Origin of the sequence: Pseudomonas moorei (assembly GCF_008801475.1) — a bacterium.
GTDB lineage: Bacteria > Pseudomonadota > Gammaproteobacteria > Pseudomonadales > Pseudomonadaceae > Aquipseudomonas > Aquipseudomonas moorei.
This window is the reverse complement of the sequence record NZ_VZPP01000010.1, coordinates 150956-164960: the sequence shown is the minus strand read 5'-3', so window position 1 is coordinate 164960 and position 14005 is coordinate 150956. Positions and strand designations below refer to the sequence as shown.

Genomic DNA, 14005 nt, shown 5'->3' with positions numbered 1-14005 from the left:
ATTGACCTCAGCGCTGATGACGGATGCGTGGGTTGGCAAAGCCGTAGAGGATGTCCACTACGAAGTTGACCAGAATCACCAGGCAGGCGATTAACAGGATGCCGTTTTGCACAACCGGGTAGTCCCGGGCGCCAATGGCTTCGATCAGCCATTTACCGATACCCGGCCAGGAGAAGATGGTTTCAGTCAGGACCGCACCGGCCAACAGGGTGCCGACTTGCAGGCCGACCACGGTCAGCACCGGAATCAGCGCGTTACGCAGACCGTGCACGAACACCACGCGCGATGGCGACAGGCCTTTGGCGCGGGCGGTACGGATGTAGTCCTCACGCAGTACTTCGAGCATCGACGAACGGGTCATCCGAGCGATCACCGCCAGCGGGATCGTGCCGAGCACGATGGCCGGCAGAATCAGGTGATGCAGGGCGTCGAAGAAGGCGCTGACGTCATCGGCCAGCAAGGTATCGATGAGCATGAAACCGGTGCGCGGCTCGATGTCGTACAGCAGGTCGATCCGCCCGGATACCGGGGTCCAGCCCAGGGATACCGAGAAGAACATGATCAGGATCAGGCCCCACCAGAAGATCGGCATCGAGTATCCCGCGAGCGAGACACCCATGACCCCATGATCGAACAGGGACCCTCGCTTGAGTGCCGCGATCACCCCGGCCAGAAGGCCCAGGATGCCGGCGAACAACAGTGCGGCCATGGACAGCTCCAGGGTCGCGGGGAAGAGAGAGGTGAACTCGGTCCAGACGCTTTCACGGGTACGCAGGGATTCCCCGAGATCGCCGTGAGCCAGTTTGCCGATGTAATCCAGGTACTGGGCATACAGGGGTTTGTTCAGACCTAGGCGTTCCATTGCCTGAGCGTGCATTTCCGGGTCGACTCTGCGTTCGCCCATCATGACTTCCACGGGGTCGCCAGGGATCATGCGAATCAACGCGAAAGTCAGCAAGGTGATGCCGAAGAACGTGGGGATCAGTAACCCCAGTCGGCGGGCAATAAAACTAAACATCGTGTGGTGTACCTCATCAGCCGGTTAGGCGTGCCCGGCATGCCTGGGTTCAGGAATGCCGGGAGTTTCTTATCTACTTCACCTGGGTGGTGGCGAAGTTATTCGTGGTGAGCGGGCTAATGTGATAACCCTCTACGTTGTTGCGCATTGCTGTAAACATTCTAGTGTGCGCCATGCTGATCCACGGCTGGTCCTGATTAAAAATAACCTGAGCCTGCTCGTACAAGGCTGCACGCTCGGCCGGGTCGGTTTTTTCTCGGGCCTGGTCAATCAGTGCCTGGAACTTGTCATTGCACCAGCGGGCGTAGTTTTCGCCGTTCTTCGCGGCTTCGCAACTTAGCATAGGCGTCAGGAAGTTATCCGGGTCGCCGTTATCGCCCGCCCATCCGGCGGAAACCATGTCGTGTTCGCCGTTTTTGGCGCGCTTGAGCATTTCCCCCCATTCCATCACGCGGATGTCGATCTTGATCCCGACCTTGGCCAGGTCAGCCTGCATCATCTGCGCGCCGAGCATCGGGTTCGGGTTGGTCGGGCCGCCACCGTTGCGGGTGAACAGGGTGAACGTCGTGCCTTCCGGTACGCCGGCTTCCTTGAGCAGGGCGCGAGCCTTGTCCAGATCGTGGGCCGGGTTCTTCAGGCTGTGGTTGTAGCCCAGCAGGGTGTCCGGGTACGGGTTGACCGCCGCTGTCGCATTGCCTTTGCCGAACAGGGCGTTGACATAGGCTTCCTTGTCGAAGGCGATGTCGATGGCTTTACGTACGCGCACGTCACTCAGGTATTTGTGCGTGGTGTTCATGGCGACGTACGAAACGGTCATGGCGTTCAGTTCGTCGACTTTCAGGTTCGGGTCTTTCTTGATGCTCGGAATGTCATCCGGCTTCGGATACAGCGCGACCTGACACTCGTTGGCCTTGAGTTTCTGCAGGCGTACGTTGTTGTCGGTGGCGATGGCCAGGATCAGCGCCTCGGCTGGCGGCTTGCCACGGAAGTAGTCCGGGTTGGCCTTGAAGCGAACCTGGGCGTCCTTGTTGTAGCGCTGGAAGACGAACGGGCCGGTGCCCACCGGTTTGTTGTTCAGGTCGCCGGTCTTGTTGGCCTTGAGCAACTGGTCGGCGTACTCGGAGGAGTAGATCGACGAGAAGGCCATGGCGATGTCGGCCAGGAACGGCGCTTCACGGCGGGTCAGGGTGAACTTGACCGTGTTGTCGTCGATTTTCTCTACGCTTTTGAGCAGTTCCTTGAAGCCCATGCTTTCAAAGTACGGGAAGCCCACGCTCGACAGTTTGTGCCATGGGTGGTTCGGGTCCAGCTGACGCTGGAAGCTCCAGACCACGTCGTCGGCATTCATGTCGCGGGTCGGCTTGAAGTATTCGGTGGTGTGAAACTTGACGCCTTTGCGCAGGTGGAACGTGTAGTTCAGGCCGTCTTCACTGATGTCCCAGGATTCGGCCAGTGCCGGAATCACTTCGGTGGTGCCAGGCTTGAAGTCAGCCAGGCGATTGAAGATGGTTTCGGCCACTGCGTCGGCGGTGACTGCAGTTGTGTACTGGACCATGTCGAAGCCTTCGGGGCTGGCTTCGGTGCAGACGACCAGGGGTTTGGCCGACACGCCAACCGCGACACTCAGCAACGCGGCCGCGATGGCCGCACGTAGGGGAAGCATTTTCATCAAGAACCCTCTGCAATCGGTTGATCAGGAAAACCCGATGGCCGGCCCCTCACGAGCCAGCCGTCGGGTAGGCGTGTTTACAGAATGTTGAACGGAACGGTGGTCACGAGACGGAACTCGTTGATGCTGCCGTCAGCCTGGTTTTCGCTGGCACGGTGAGCGGTGTAGGTCGCGCGTACGGTGGTGGCCTTGAGCGGACCGCTTTGTACGGCGTAGGAAGCACCGATGCCGTATTCGTAATGGGTTTCGCCGTCCATCGACTGAATGCCGTCGTAACCTTTGCCCGCTACACCACCGTTGCCGGTGTAGTGAGTGCCGTCGATGCCCCAGCCGCGAGCCTGGTAGATGTTGAACTTCAGGCCTGGCACGCCGTATTCGGCCATGTTCAGACCGTAGGCAATCTGGAACGATTTTTCGTTCGGGCCGTTGAAGTCCGACAGCAGGGAGTTGGCCAGGTAGATGCCGTTGGTTTCGTGCAGGTAGTCGAAGTACTCGTTACCGTTCACTTCCTGATACGAGAAGGTCAGGCTATGGGCCTGGTGAGCGAGGCCCAAGGACAGGGAGTAGGTGTCGTTGTCGATCTTGCCGATCAGCGCCTTGCCTTCGTCCTTGGTCTTGTAGTAGTTCAGGCCGGTGGTCAGGCTCAGGACCTGGCTATCGCCCAGGACATGGTTGGCGCCGAAGTAGTACTGGTTCCAGATGTCTTCGGCCTGGGTGGCCCAGAGGCTGGTGGTCAGGCTGGCAAACGGGGTGTAGGTGAGACCTCCGGTGTAGACGTGGTCGGTTTCAACGATGCCGTTGGCGTATTCGGTGCGGAATTTACGCTGGCTTTCTTCGGTACGCGGTGAGTTGCGATCGAACGTGGCCAGGTCGAAAGCCAGGTTGTTCAGCTCTTCGCTGTGGATCGCCACACCTTCGAAACTCGAAGGCAGCGCACGGTTGCCGATTACGTCGACCATCGGGCTGCTGAAGTTCATGCGGCCTGCGGTCAGGGTGGTGTTGGAGACACGGGCCTTGACGTTGGCCAGGCCCATTTTGCTCCACTGGCCTTGAGCGTCGCCACCTTCGGTGGTCAGGGTACGGTTGTTACCCGCGCCTGGGCGAGTGCCCGGTGCGCCGCCGTTGTTGGAGGCCAGGTCCTTGCGGTCACGATCCAGTGCGATGGCGTTGTAGGCCGCCACTTCAGTGCTGAAACCGACAGTGCCTTCGGTGAAGCCCGAGTTGTACTTGACGATGGTGCCCTGAACCCAGTTGATCCGGCGGTCGGTCGGGGTCGAAACGCCGTCCTTCTTGTACTGGAACTTGCCACCGCGTTGCAGTTGCTCGTTGGCGTACCAGTTACGGGTAGTGCCGCTAATCGACTGGCCTTCAACAAAACCAGTGGCTTCGCTTTGAGCACTTTTCTCATTCACAGTAACCGGGGTGTACGCCTGGCTCTGGGTTTCTGCGTAAGCCGTGGCTGTTACGCTGCTGATGGCCAAGGCCAGTATCGCGGTGCTGCTCAGTTTCATGGGTAAAGCTCCTTACTTTCTTTTTTTATGCCGTTCTTTTTTGATGAATCGGCTATTGCTTTGGAACTCATTGCACGCATCGCAAACGTTTGCTGTACGCCTTATGGGCGAATTACGGCAACACGCTGGCGTGAGGGCGCCATGCGCCCCCGGCGTTTTCAACTACACGGTTTTATTTATCGATGCTGACACCCGAGAACACGTTGCGACCGAACGGGCTCACCTTGAACCCTTCGATTTTGGCGCTCAACGGCTGGTTGACCGTCGAGTGGGCGATAGGCGTGATCGGTACTTGCTGCTTGAGCAACTGCTGCGCCTGTTTGTAAAGCACGGTGCGCTGGCCTTGATCGGTCACGACCTTGGCCTGCTTGATCAGCTTGTCGTAAGCCGGATCGCACCACATGGAATAGTTGTTGCCGCCAATGGCATCGCAGCTGTACAGCGTGCCCAGCCAGTTGTCCGGGTCACCGTTGTCACCCGTCCAGCCGATCAGGCTGATGTCGTGCTCGCCATTCTTGGTGCGCTTGATGTACTCGCCCCACTCATAGCTGACGATCTTGACCTTGAGGCCGATCTTCGCCCAGTCAGCCTGGAGCATTTCGGCCATCAACTTGGCGTTGGGGTTGTACGGACGCTGGACCGGCATGGCCCAGAGGGTGATTTCGGTGCCTTCTTTCACACCGGCAGCCTTGAGCAATTCCTTGGCTTTTTCCGGGTTGTAGGCGACGTCCTTGATGGTGTCGTCGTAGGACCATTGGGTCGGCGGCATGGCGTTGACGGCCAGTTGCCCTGCGCCCTGGTAAACGGCGTTGAGAATGCCTTGCTTGTTGACCGCCATGTCCAGCGCCTGGCGCACTTCAAGCTGGTCGAACGGTTTGTGGCGCACGTTGTAGGCGATGTAGCCGAGGTTGAAGCCGGGCTTCTCGATCAGTTGCAGCTTCGGATCGTTTTTCAGCGCGGCGACGTCGGCAGGGCGCGGGTGCAAGGTGATCTGGCACTCGTTGGCCTTGAGCTTCTGCACGCGTACCGACGCATCGGTGTTGATGGCGAAAATCAGGTTGTCGAGCTTGACCCGGCTTGGGTCCCAGTAGTGCTTGTTGCCGGTGTAGCGGATGTTCGAGTCTTTCTGGTAGCTCTTGAACACGAACGGCCCGGTGCCGATCGGCTTCTGGTTGATGTCGCTCGGCTTGCCTTCGGCCAGCAGCTTGTCGGCGTACTCGGCGGAGAGAATAGAGGCAAAACTCATCGCGATGTTCTGAATGAACGCGGCGTCGACGCTGTTGAGCGTCATGACTACGGTCAGCGGCCCGGTCTTTTCGACCTTGGCAATGTTCTTGTTCAGGCTCATGCCGTTGAAATACGGAAATTCGGTCGGGTAAGCCTTACGGAAAGGGTGTTGCGGATCGAGCATTCGATTGAATGTGAACAACACGTCATCAGCGTTGAAGTCGCGAGTCGGTGTGAAGTACTTGGTTGTATGAAATTTCACACCAGGACGAAGGTGGAATGTGTATTTGAGGCCGTCCTCGGATATATCCCAACTGGTGGCCAGGCCCGGTACGACATTGGTCGCGCCTTTTTCAAACTCTGCCAGACGGTTGTACAGCGGCTCGGCGGCGTCATTATCGGTCGCGGTCGTGTACTGCGCGGTATCGAAGCCAGCGGGGCTGCCTTCGGAGCAGAACACCAGGCTGTTGTTGGCAGCCTGGCTCATGGAAGTGGCGGCCAACAGGCCGGTGCCCAGCAAGGCGGATAAAACCAAGGTATGGCGCATAACGCTCCCTCTCGTTCAGTGTTTTGACAATGAGCCTTCGTCCCGTCCGGGGACGTGGAGGCGTCACTGATTTCAAGCCATGACGTGCAGCCGAAAACCGATGGCCCACGCATGAACTGGTCAGATCCCGACGGTATGGGCCGTGGGTCTGGCAGTAAATGCGTAGAGCCTGAAAGACTCGTAGGAAAAGACGACGCGTCCTAACGGACTGCTGTAGTTAGCAGACGATTTGGATGTAGGCAGATTCCTGCTTTCTCGGAAGATAAAGCGATGGCGACGTCAAAAACGTCGCCATCGCCGAACCTTATTTGCTGACGCTGACACCGTAGAAGGAGTTCAAGCCAAACGGGCTGATCTTGAAGTCCTGCACTTCGGCGCGCATGGGTTGGAACACCGTCGAGTGAGCGATAGGTGTCATTGGAGTCTGATCTTTGAGGATGTGTTGCGCCTGTTTGTACAGTTCGGTGCGCTTGGCCTGATCCGAGGTGCGCTTGGCTTGCTTGACGATGTCGTCAAACGGCTTGTAGCACCACTTGGAGAAGTTGTTGCCTTCCAGCGAGTCGCAACCGAACAGCACGTTCAGCCAGTTGTCCGGATCACCATTGTCACCGCTCCAGCCAATCAGCATTGCCTGGTTCTCGCCACCTTTGGAGCGCTTGATGTACTCGCCCCACTCGTAGCTCTGGATCTTGACCTTGAGGCCGATCTTGGACCAGTCGGACTGCAGCATTTCTGCCATCAGTTTGGCGTTCGGGTTGTATGGACGCTGTACCGGCATCGCCCAGAGCACGATTTCGGTGCCCTCTTTGACGCCCGCTTCCTTGAGCAGCTCTTTGGCTTTCTCAGGATTGTACGGTGCGTCCTTGATGGTGGTGTCGTAGGACCACTGGGTTGGCGGCATGGCGTTGACGGCCAATTGACCGGCACCCTGGTACACGGAGTCGATGATCTGTTGCTTGTTGACCGCCATGTCCAGTGCTTGACGCACTTTCAGTTGAGCCAGCGGGTTTGGCTGATCACTGCCCTTGATCTTGTCCATGACGTTGTACGCGATGTAACCCAGGTTGAAACCCGCCTGGTCAGGCAGCTTCAGGGTCTTGTCTTCGCGCAGCGCCTTCAGGTCGGCCGGACGCGGGAACAGCGTGACCTGGCACTCGTTCTTCTTCAGCTTCTGAATGCGTACCGACGGGTCGGTGGTGATGGCGAAGATCAGGTTGTCGATCTTGACGTCTTCAGGCTTCCAGTAGTCCTTGTTCCCGGTGTAGCGGATGTTGGAGTCTTTCTGGTAGCTCTTGAACACGAACGGACCAGTGCCGACCGGCTTCTGGTTGATGTCGGCGGCCTTGCCTTCCTTGAGCAGCTGGGCAGCGTACTCGGCGGACTGGATCGAGGCGAAGCTCATGGCCATGTTCTGGATGAACGCGGCATCGACGTCTTTGAGGGTGAACTTGACGGTGTGGTCGTCGACTTTATCGATCTTGGTGATGTTGGTATCCATCCCCATGTCGGTGAAGTACGGGAATTCGGTCGGGTACGCTTTGCGGAACGGGTCATCCTTGTTAATCATGCGATTAAAGGTGAACAGCACGTCGTCGGCGTTGAACTCACGAGTCGGCTTGAAGTACGGGGTTGTATGGAACTTGACACCTTCACGCAGGTGGAAGGTGTAAGTCAGGCCGTCTTCGGAGACATCCCACTTGGTCGCTAGCCCAGGAACTACGGCGGTGCCGCCGCGCTCGAACTGGGTCAGACGGTTAAACATGGTTTCTGCAGAGGCGTCGAAGTCGGTTCCGGTGGTGTATTGACCCGGATCGAAACCGGCCGGGCTCCCTTCGGAGCAGAACACCAGGTTAGTCGCAGCTTGGGCGAAAGGTGCGGCAGCTAGTAAGCCGGCACCTAATAGAAACGGAATGACCGCGTGTTTAAGCATGGTGGCCTCATGATTTGTTGTCATTTTTTGATTTTGAGGACGACCTCGTGAGTCGTGCCTGCGGATACTTATGCAGGGGCCATACCCAATGCAAGATCCAGAGCGACTACAGGCGTTAAACAGTGGCACGAACGTACCTTAATGTCGCATTGGTATAAATTTTGACGCATTTGACCGTTTGCGCAGTATTTTTACCTTACAAGCCGTGCCCTTTTTCGGTGCATTTTAAATCTATGAATGCTCCCGGTTGGGGCGGGTGTTACTTATATATACCCCGGACCTGAGGTGGGTATGGCCCAAGTGCGACTGGTTATTGTTGCTCCAACGTTAGCGGATGATCTTGAGTTGTACCTCGGTGCAACCAGCGATTTCGCGCTGTTTGCCTATTCATTTATAGCTCACTTATAAAAGCTGTCCGAAAAAAAACGGCGATCACCGAAGTGGTCGCCGTTTTGCGTGCCGTTTATCGAATCAAGGCATCAGCACTTCAATCGAGCCATCGGCGGTCATGCTGACCTGGCTGGTTCCGGCTTCGACATCCGGCGTCACCGACGCCGCATCCATGGCTGCCGCTTTCATCATCATCGGTGCGCGCATATAAGGTTGCGGGTAGCCGTTGCTGTTGAGGTTCAGGTTGACGATTTTGTAGTCTTTGCCTCCCAGCGCATCGGTGGCTAATTGGGCGCGGGCCTTGAACGCAGTCACGGCTTCCTTGAGCAGGGCGTCTTCACTGGCCTTGCGGGTTGGCGTGGCGATGGCGAAGTCCATGCCGCCCATCTTCAAGTCGGTGAGCAGTTCGCCGGTGAGTTTCGACAGTGCGGCGAAGTCCGAGCTTTCCAGGCGCAGTTCGGCGCGTTCACGCCACCCAGTGATTTTTTGACCCTTGGTGTCATAGATCGGGTAGCTGTTGCGGCTGCCCTGGCGCAGGGTAATGTCTTTAACCTGCTTGGCCTGGGCCAGCGCCTTGTTCATGGTGGTGCTGACGTCGGCGGCTAGTTTAGCCGGGTCGCTGTTTTGTTCTTCGGTGTAGAGCGTCACGATCATCAGGTCGCGAGCCACTTCCTGACTGACTTCGGCGCGCAGGGAAATCTGGTTGTAATGAAGCTCGTCGGCCGCCAGGGCCGGGAGGCTGGCGATCGTGCCAATGCTCAGGGCGAGAAGGGCGGCGCTGCGGCGGAATGTGTGCATGAAAGCTCCTTGGGTGATGCGCAGGGGTGTGTTCCGGGCCTGCGTGAAACCATCAGACTCTAGCCGCTACGATCCGGTTCGCACAGTTACAACTTCTATACAGATACACATGCCCCCTGTAAGCGAGCCTGCTCGCGATGAACCTGAGAGCACCGAGGGGGGCTAGGTTTCCAGCGTCATCGTTGACGACCATCGCGAGCAGGCTCGCTCCTGCATGTGGCCGTTTGCCGCACTTTTGCCTGTCAGCCCCCGTGCTTGGTTATACTCCCTGCGATCCGCCTGGAGCGCTCATCAGGAGAGCTCATGCTCGCCCCCGTTCAAATCACCTCCGCAACTCGCCAGAATCTCTGGCGGCTGACGTTCATCCGCACTTTGGTGCTGGCCGCCCAAGCCGGCTCGGTGGGCCTGGCCTACTGGCTTCAATTGCTGCCGCTGCCCTGGTTCCAGCTGGCGGCGACCCTCGGTTGCTCAATGTTGCTGTGTACGTTCACGGCGATTCGCCTGCGTACCTCATGGCCGGTGACAGAGCTCGAATACGCCGTGCAACTGGCCTGCGACCTGTTTATCCACAGTGCCTTGCTGTACTTCTCGGGTGGCTCGACCAACCCGTTCGTGTCCTATTACCTGGTGCCACTGACCATCGCGGCGGTGACCTTGCCGTGGCGTTATTCGGTGATCCTGTCCGGTATCGCGTTGACCATGTACACCCTGTTGCTGGCGCGCTTTTATCCATTGCAAACCTTCCCGATCGCTCGGGAAAACCTGCAGGTGTACGGGATGTGGCTGAGTTTTGCCCTTGCCGCGGCGGTGATCACTTTCTTCGCCGCGCGCATGGCCGAAGAATTGCGTCGCCAGGAAGAACTGCGCGCCATTCGCCGGGAAGAAGGGCTGCGCGATCAGCAATTGCTGGCCGTGGCCACCCAGGCGGCCGGTGCCGCCCATGAACTGGGCACCCCACTGGCGACCATGAGCGTGTTGCTCAAGGAGATGCGTCAAGACCACCACGACCCGATGTTGCAGGACGACCTCAGCGTGTTGCAGGATCAGGTCAAGCTGTGCAAGGAAACCTTGCAGCAGCTTGTTCGGGCGGCGGAAGCCAATCGCCGCCTGGCGGTGGAAATGCAGGACGTGACCGACTGGCTCGACGAGGCGCTCAATCGCTGGCATCTGATGCGTCCCGAGGCCAGCTATCGCTTCCAGCGCCTGGGTCAGGGCGAAGTGCCGCGCATGGCGCCCCCCCCGGACCTGACCCAAGCCCTGCTGAATTTGCTCAACAATGCAGCGGATGCCTGCCCCGAAGGCCTGCAAGTGACGCTGGACTGGGATGCGGAAAACCTGACGATCAGCATCCGCGACCACGGCGCCGGGGTGCCGCTGGCCATTGCCGAGCAGATCGGCAAGCCGTTTTTTACCACCAAGGGCAAAGGCTTCGGCCTGGGCCTGTTTTTGAGCAAGGCCAGCGTGACACGCGCGGGCGGCTCAGTGAAACTCTACAGTCATGAGGAAGGCGGCACGCTCACCGAGCTGCGCCTGCCCCGTGTCGCCCGAGGAGACCAACATGAGTGACGAAATCCAAGTCGAAGGCGAAGAGCTGCCGCATTTGCTGCTGGTCGATGACGATGCAACATTTACCCGCGTCATGGCCCGCGCCATGGCTCGCCGTGGTTTTCGCGTCAGCACCGCCGGTTCCGCCGAAGAAGGCCTCGCGATGGCCCAGGCCGATCTGCCGGATTACGCCGCTCTGGACCTGAAAATGGACGGTGACTCGGGCCTGGTGCTGTTGCCCAAGTTGCTGGAAATGGACCCGGAAATGCGCGTGGTGATCCTCACCGGTTACTCGAGCATCGCCACCGCCGTCGAGGCGATCAAGCGCGGCGCCTGCAACTACCTGTGCAAACCGGCGGATGCCGATGACGTATTGGCGGCGCTGCTGTCCGAACACGCCGACCTCGACAGCCTGGTGCCGGAGAACCCGATGTCGGTCGACCGTCTGCAATGGGAGCACATCCAGCGCGTGTTGACCGAACACGAAGGCAACATTTCCGCCACGGCCCGCGCCCTTGGCATGCACCGTCGCACGTTGCAGCGCAAATTGCAGAAGCGCCCCGTTCGTCGCTGAACCTGTGCTGAACGAATGCCGGCCGCTCCTCGCGACAAATCGAACCGATCATCTATGATCGGTTCGAGCATGTTCTTTTCTTTATCGAGCCTTTTCCATGAATCAGAACGCTGAATATTCCGCGGTCAACGATGCGGTGCGCGGGCAGTTTTTTCGCAAAGTGTGGGCGATGACCACGCCTTACTGGCGTAGCGAGGAGAAGGGCAAGGCCTGGACGTTGCTGATCGCCGTGATTGCACTCTCGCTGATCAGCGTCGGGATCTCGGTGTGGTTCAACACCTGGTACAAGGATTTCTATAACGCCCTGCAGAAGAAGGATGAGGCGTCGTTCTGGACCCTGATTCTGTATTTCTGCGCCATTGCCGCCGTGGCGATCATCGGTGCGGTGTACCGCCTTTACCTGACCCAGATGCTGACCATTCGCTGGCGGGCCTGGCTCACCGAAAAGTATTTCGCCCGCTGGCTCGGCGACAAAAATTACTATCGGCTGGAGCAGGGCGGTTACACCGATAACCCGGACCAGCGGATATCGGAAGACCTCAATAACTTCACCTCAAACACCCTGAGCCTGGGCCTTGGGCTGATTCGTAACATCGTCAGCCTGGTGTCGTTTTCGATCATTCTGTGGGGCGTATCGGGCAGCATTGAAGTGCTCGGTTTCACCATTCCCGGCTACATGTTCTGGTGTGTGCTGGTGTATGCCGCGGTCGGCAGTTGGCTGACGCATTTGATCGGTCGTCGTTTGATCGGCCTGAACAACCAACAACAACGCTTCGAAGCCGACCTGCGTTTCTCCATGGTCCGGGTTCGTGAAAATGCCGAAAGCATTGCGTTATACAACGGCGAACCCAACGAAAACCGCCGCCTGAGCGGTCGTTTCGGGATGGTCTGGCATAACTTCTGGGACATCATGAAGGTGTCCAAGCGCCTGACGTTCTTCACTTCCGGTTACACCCAGATAGCGATCATCTTTCCGTTCATGGTTGCGGCGCCGCGTTACTTCTCCGGCAAGATCGAGCTCGGTGAACTGATGCAAATCAGCTCGGCTTTCGGCAACGTTCAGGAGAGTTTCAGCTGGTTTATCAGTGCGTACCAGGACCTCGCCTCATGGCGCGCCACCTGTGATCGTTTGTTGAGCTTCCGTCAGGCCATGGCCGACAACGAAGAGCGTGTCCCGGCCATCGACGTGCAGAATCAAGGGGACGCATTGCGGGTGCACAACCTCGGCCTTGATCTTGCTGACGGTCGCCACCTGCTGACCAATGCCGAGATGAATGTGGAGGAGGGCGAGCGTGTGATGCTCAGCGGTCGCTCCGGCAGCGGCAAGTCGACCTTGCTGCGGGCGATGGGGCATTTGTGGCCGGCGGGCCACGGCAGTATTCGCCTGCCGGCCGCGCGTTACCTATTCCTGCCGCAAAAACCCTACCTGCCGATTGGCACGTTGCGTGAGGCGCTGAGTTATCCACAGGCCGGCGATACCTACCCGAACGAGCGCTACGTGCACGTACTGGAAACTTGTCGCCTGCCCCATCTGGTCGCTCGTCTTGATGAAGCCAATCACTGGCAGCGCCTGCTGTCGCCCGGTGAGCAGCAGCGCCTGGCCTTTGCCCGCGCCCTGATTTATGCGCCGCAATGGTTGTACATGGACGAAGCGACCTCGGCGATGGATGAAGAGGATGAAGCGTCGCTGTATCAGGCCCTGATCGACGAGTTGCCGGGACTGAGCATCATCAGCGTCGGCCATCGCAGCAGTCTCAAGCGTTTCCATCCACGGCACATTCGTATCGAGAATGGCCACCTGGTGGACCAGGCAGTGACCGCATAAACACCACGCGTCCTGTAGGAGCGAGCCTGCTCGCTCCTACGCAGGGGGATGGGTGATCGTACAACCGCGTTGAGCTATGATGCGGTTTCAACCGAATTTTTCGAGACAGATGTTCACCATGGAAAACCCGAACGACGCACCACGCCTCCCTCGCAAGCGCCGCAGTCTCGCGCAGGAGCTGGTGACGGTGCTGTCCGAGCAGATCCGCGACGGTCACCTCAAGCGTGGTGACAAGTTACCCACCGAGTCGGCGATCATGGATGCCCATGGCGTCAGCCGCACGGTGGTGCGCGAGGCGATTTCCCGTCTGCAGGCGGCGGGGCAGGTGGAAACCCGTCACGGTATCGGCACCTTCGTCCTCGATACCCCGAGCCCGAGCGGTTTTCGCATTGATCCGGCGACAGTAGTGACCTTGCGTGATGTGCTGGCCATTCTGGAGCTGCGCATCAGTCTGGAGGTGGAGTCCGCCGGGCTGGCAGCACAGCGCCGTACCCCCGAGCAGTTGGCGTTGATGCGCGCGGCACTGGATGCCTTGAATGAAAGCGTCTCCCATGCCGGCGATGCGGTGGCCTCGGACTTCCAGTTCCACCTGCAAATTGCCCTGTCGACCGGCAACCGCTACTTCACGGATATCATGACCCACCTGGGCACCAGCATCATTCCGCGCACCCGCCTCAATTCCGCGCGACTGGCCCATGACGACCAGCAGCACTACATGAATCGCCTGAGCCGCGAGCACGAAGAAATCTACGATGCGATTGCCCGCCAGGATTCCGATGCGGCCCGTGCCGCCATGCGCCTGCACCTGACCAACAGCCGTGAACGGTTGCGTCATGCCCATGAAGAGGCTGAGGCGCAGCGGGGGTAGTTTTCAACTCCGCTTGATCGTCTGCCTGATCGACCGCTATCGCGAGCAGGCTCGCTCTCACATTTGACTTGCGGTGAACACTCGTCGTGCGCACCCAAATCCC

The 14005-nt window shown here is 58.7% G+C and carries 10 protein-coding genes; 4 read left to right on the top strand and 6 right to left on the bottom strand.

The genetic code is table 11. From position 1 onward, the window contains the following. Window positions 1-7: 7 nt before the first annotated feature. The 6 genes from F7R06_RS20360 to F7R06_RS20335 form a co-directional block, all read right to left on the bottom strand. The gene (locus tag F7R06_RS20360; RefSeq protein ID WP_090316025.1) at window positions 8-1018 is read right to left on the bottom strand and encodes an ABC transporter permease subunit; all 1011 of its coding nucleotides are present in this window, start codon (window positions 1016-1018) and stop codon (window positions 8-10) included. A gap of 73 nt (window positions 1019-1091) precedes the next feature. Continuing rightward, window positions 1092-2687, bottom strand: a complete 1596-nt coding sequence (locus tag F7R06_RS20355; protein ID WP_090316028.1) for an ABC transporter substrate-binding protein — start codon at window positions 2685-2687, stop codon at window positions 1092-1094. Window positions 2688-2764: 77 nt separating this feature from the next. Then, window positions 2765-4198 carry an OprD family porin gene (locus F7R06_RS20350; RefSeq protein WP_090316031.1) on the bottom strand — a complete coding sequence of 478 codons (1434 nt, stop codon included), beginning with the start codon at window positions 4196-4198 and terminating at the stop codon, window positions 2765-2767. A gap of 172 nt (window positions 4199-4370) precedes the next feature. Further along, on the bottom strand, window positions 4371-5972 hold the full coding sequence (locus F7R06_RS20345) for an ABC transporter substrate-binding protein (protein ID WP_090316034.1): 1602 nt from the start codon (window positions 5970-5972) through the stop codon (window positions 4371-4373). A 304-nt stretch (window positions 5973-6276) separates the two neighbouring features. Next, a complete protein-coding gene (locus tag F7R06_RS20340; protein ID WP_090316037.1) occupies window positions 6277-7902 on the bottom strand; it encodes an ABC transporter substrate-binding protein in 1626 nt (541 codons plus the stop codon). A gap of 471 nt (window positions 7903-8373) precedes the next feature. Next, the gene (locus F7R06_RS20335; protein ID WP_090316040.1) at window positions 8374-9090 is read right to left on the bottom strand and encodes an SIMPL domain-containing protein; all 717 of its coding nucleotides are present in this window, start codon (window positions 9088-9090) and stop codon (window positions 8374-8376) included. Window positions 9091-9393: 303 nt separating this feature from the next. On the opposite strand from F7R06_RS20335, the gene F7R06_RS20330 reads away from it, so the two are divergent. From F7R06_RS20330 to F7R06_RS20315, 4 genes are all read left to right on the top strand, one after another. Beyond that, entirely contained in the window at window positions 9394-10656 is a 1263-nt protein-coding gene (locus F7R06_RS20330; protein ID WP_090316043.1) for an ATP-binding protein, read from the top strand. Further along, window positions 10649-11209 carry a response regulator transcription factor gene (locus tag F7R06_RS20325; RefSeq protein ID WP_047537624.1) on the top strand — a complete coding sequence of 187 codons (561 nt, stop codon included), beginning with the start codon at window positions 10649-10651 and terminating at the stop codon, window positions 11207-11209. The genes F7R06_RS20330 and F7R06_RS20325 overlap by 8 nt, the downstream gene beginning before the upstream one ends. Window positions 11210-11306: 97 nt before the next feature. After that, complete coding sequence (locus F7R06_RS20320) at window positions 11307-13034, top strand: ABC transporter ATP-binding protein/permease (protein ID WP_090316046.1); 1728 nt, start codon at window positions 11307-11309, stop codon at window positions 13032-13034. 118 nt (window positions 13035-13152) lie between these two features. Next, the gene (locus F7R06_RS20315) at window positions 13153-13902 is read left to right on the top strand and encodes a FadR/GntR family transcriptional regulator (RefSeq protein ID WP_174552465.1); all 750 of its coding nucleotides are present in this window, start codon (window positions 13153-13155) and stop codon (window positions 13900-13902) included. Window positions 13903-14005: the final 103 nt, after the last annotated feature.

What these genes read in the sequence shown, in the direction of transcription:
- F7R06_RS20315 (WP_174552465.1), top strand. Translation starts at nt 13,153, where the DNA reads ATGGAAAACCCGAACGACGCACCACGCCTCCCTCGCAAGCGCCGCAGT.
- F7R06_RS20350 (WP_090316031.1), bottom strand. Translation starts at nt 4,198, where the DNA reads ATGAAACTGAGCAGCACCGCGATACTGGCCTTGGCCATCAGCAGCGTA.
- F7R06_RS20330 (WP_090316043.1), top strand. Translation starts at nt 9,394, where the DNA reads ATGCTCGCCCCCGTTCAAATCACCTCCGCAACTCGCCAGAATCTCTGG.
- F7R06_RS20320 (WP_090316046.1), top strand. Translation starts at nt 11,307, where the DNA reads ATGAATCAGAACGCTGAATATTCCGCGGTCAACGATGCGGTGCGCGGG.
- F7R06_RS20340 (WP_090316037.1), bottom strand. Translation starts at nt 7,902, where the DNA reads ATGCTTAAACACGCGGTCATTCCGTTTCTATTAGGTGCCGGCTTACTA.
- F7R06_RS20355 (WP_090316028.1), bottom strand. Translation starts at nt 2,687, where the DNA reads ATGAAAATGCTTCCCCTACGTGCGGCCATCGCGGCCGCGTTGCTGAGT.
- F7R06_RS20345 (WP_090316034.1), bottom strand. Translation starts at nt 5,972, where the DNA reads ATGCGCCATACCTTGGTTTTATCCGCCTTGCTGGGCACCGGCCTGTTG.
- F7R06_RS20335 (WP_090316040.1), bottom strand. Translation starts at nt 9,090, where the DNA reads ATGCACACATTCCGCCGCAGCGCCGCCCTTCTCGCCCTGAGCATTGGC.
- F7R06_RS20360 (WP_090316025.1), bottom strand. Translation starts at nt 1,018, where the DNA reads ATGTTTAGTTTTATTGCCCGCCGACTGGGGTTACTGATCCCCACGTTC.
- F7R06_RS20325 (WP_047537624.1), top strand. Translation starts at nt 10,649, where the DNA reads ATGAGTGACGAAATCCAAGTCGAAGGCGAAGAGCTGCCGCATTTGCTG.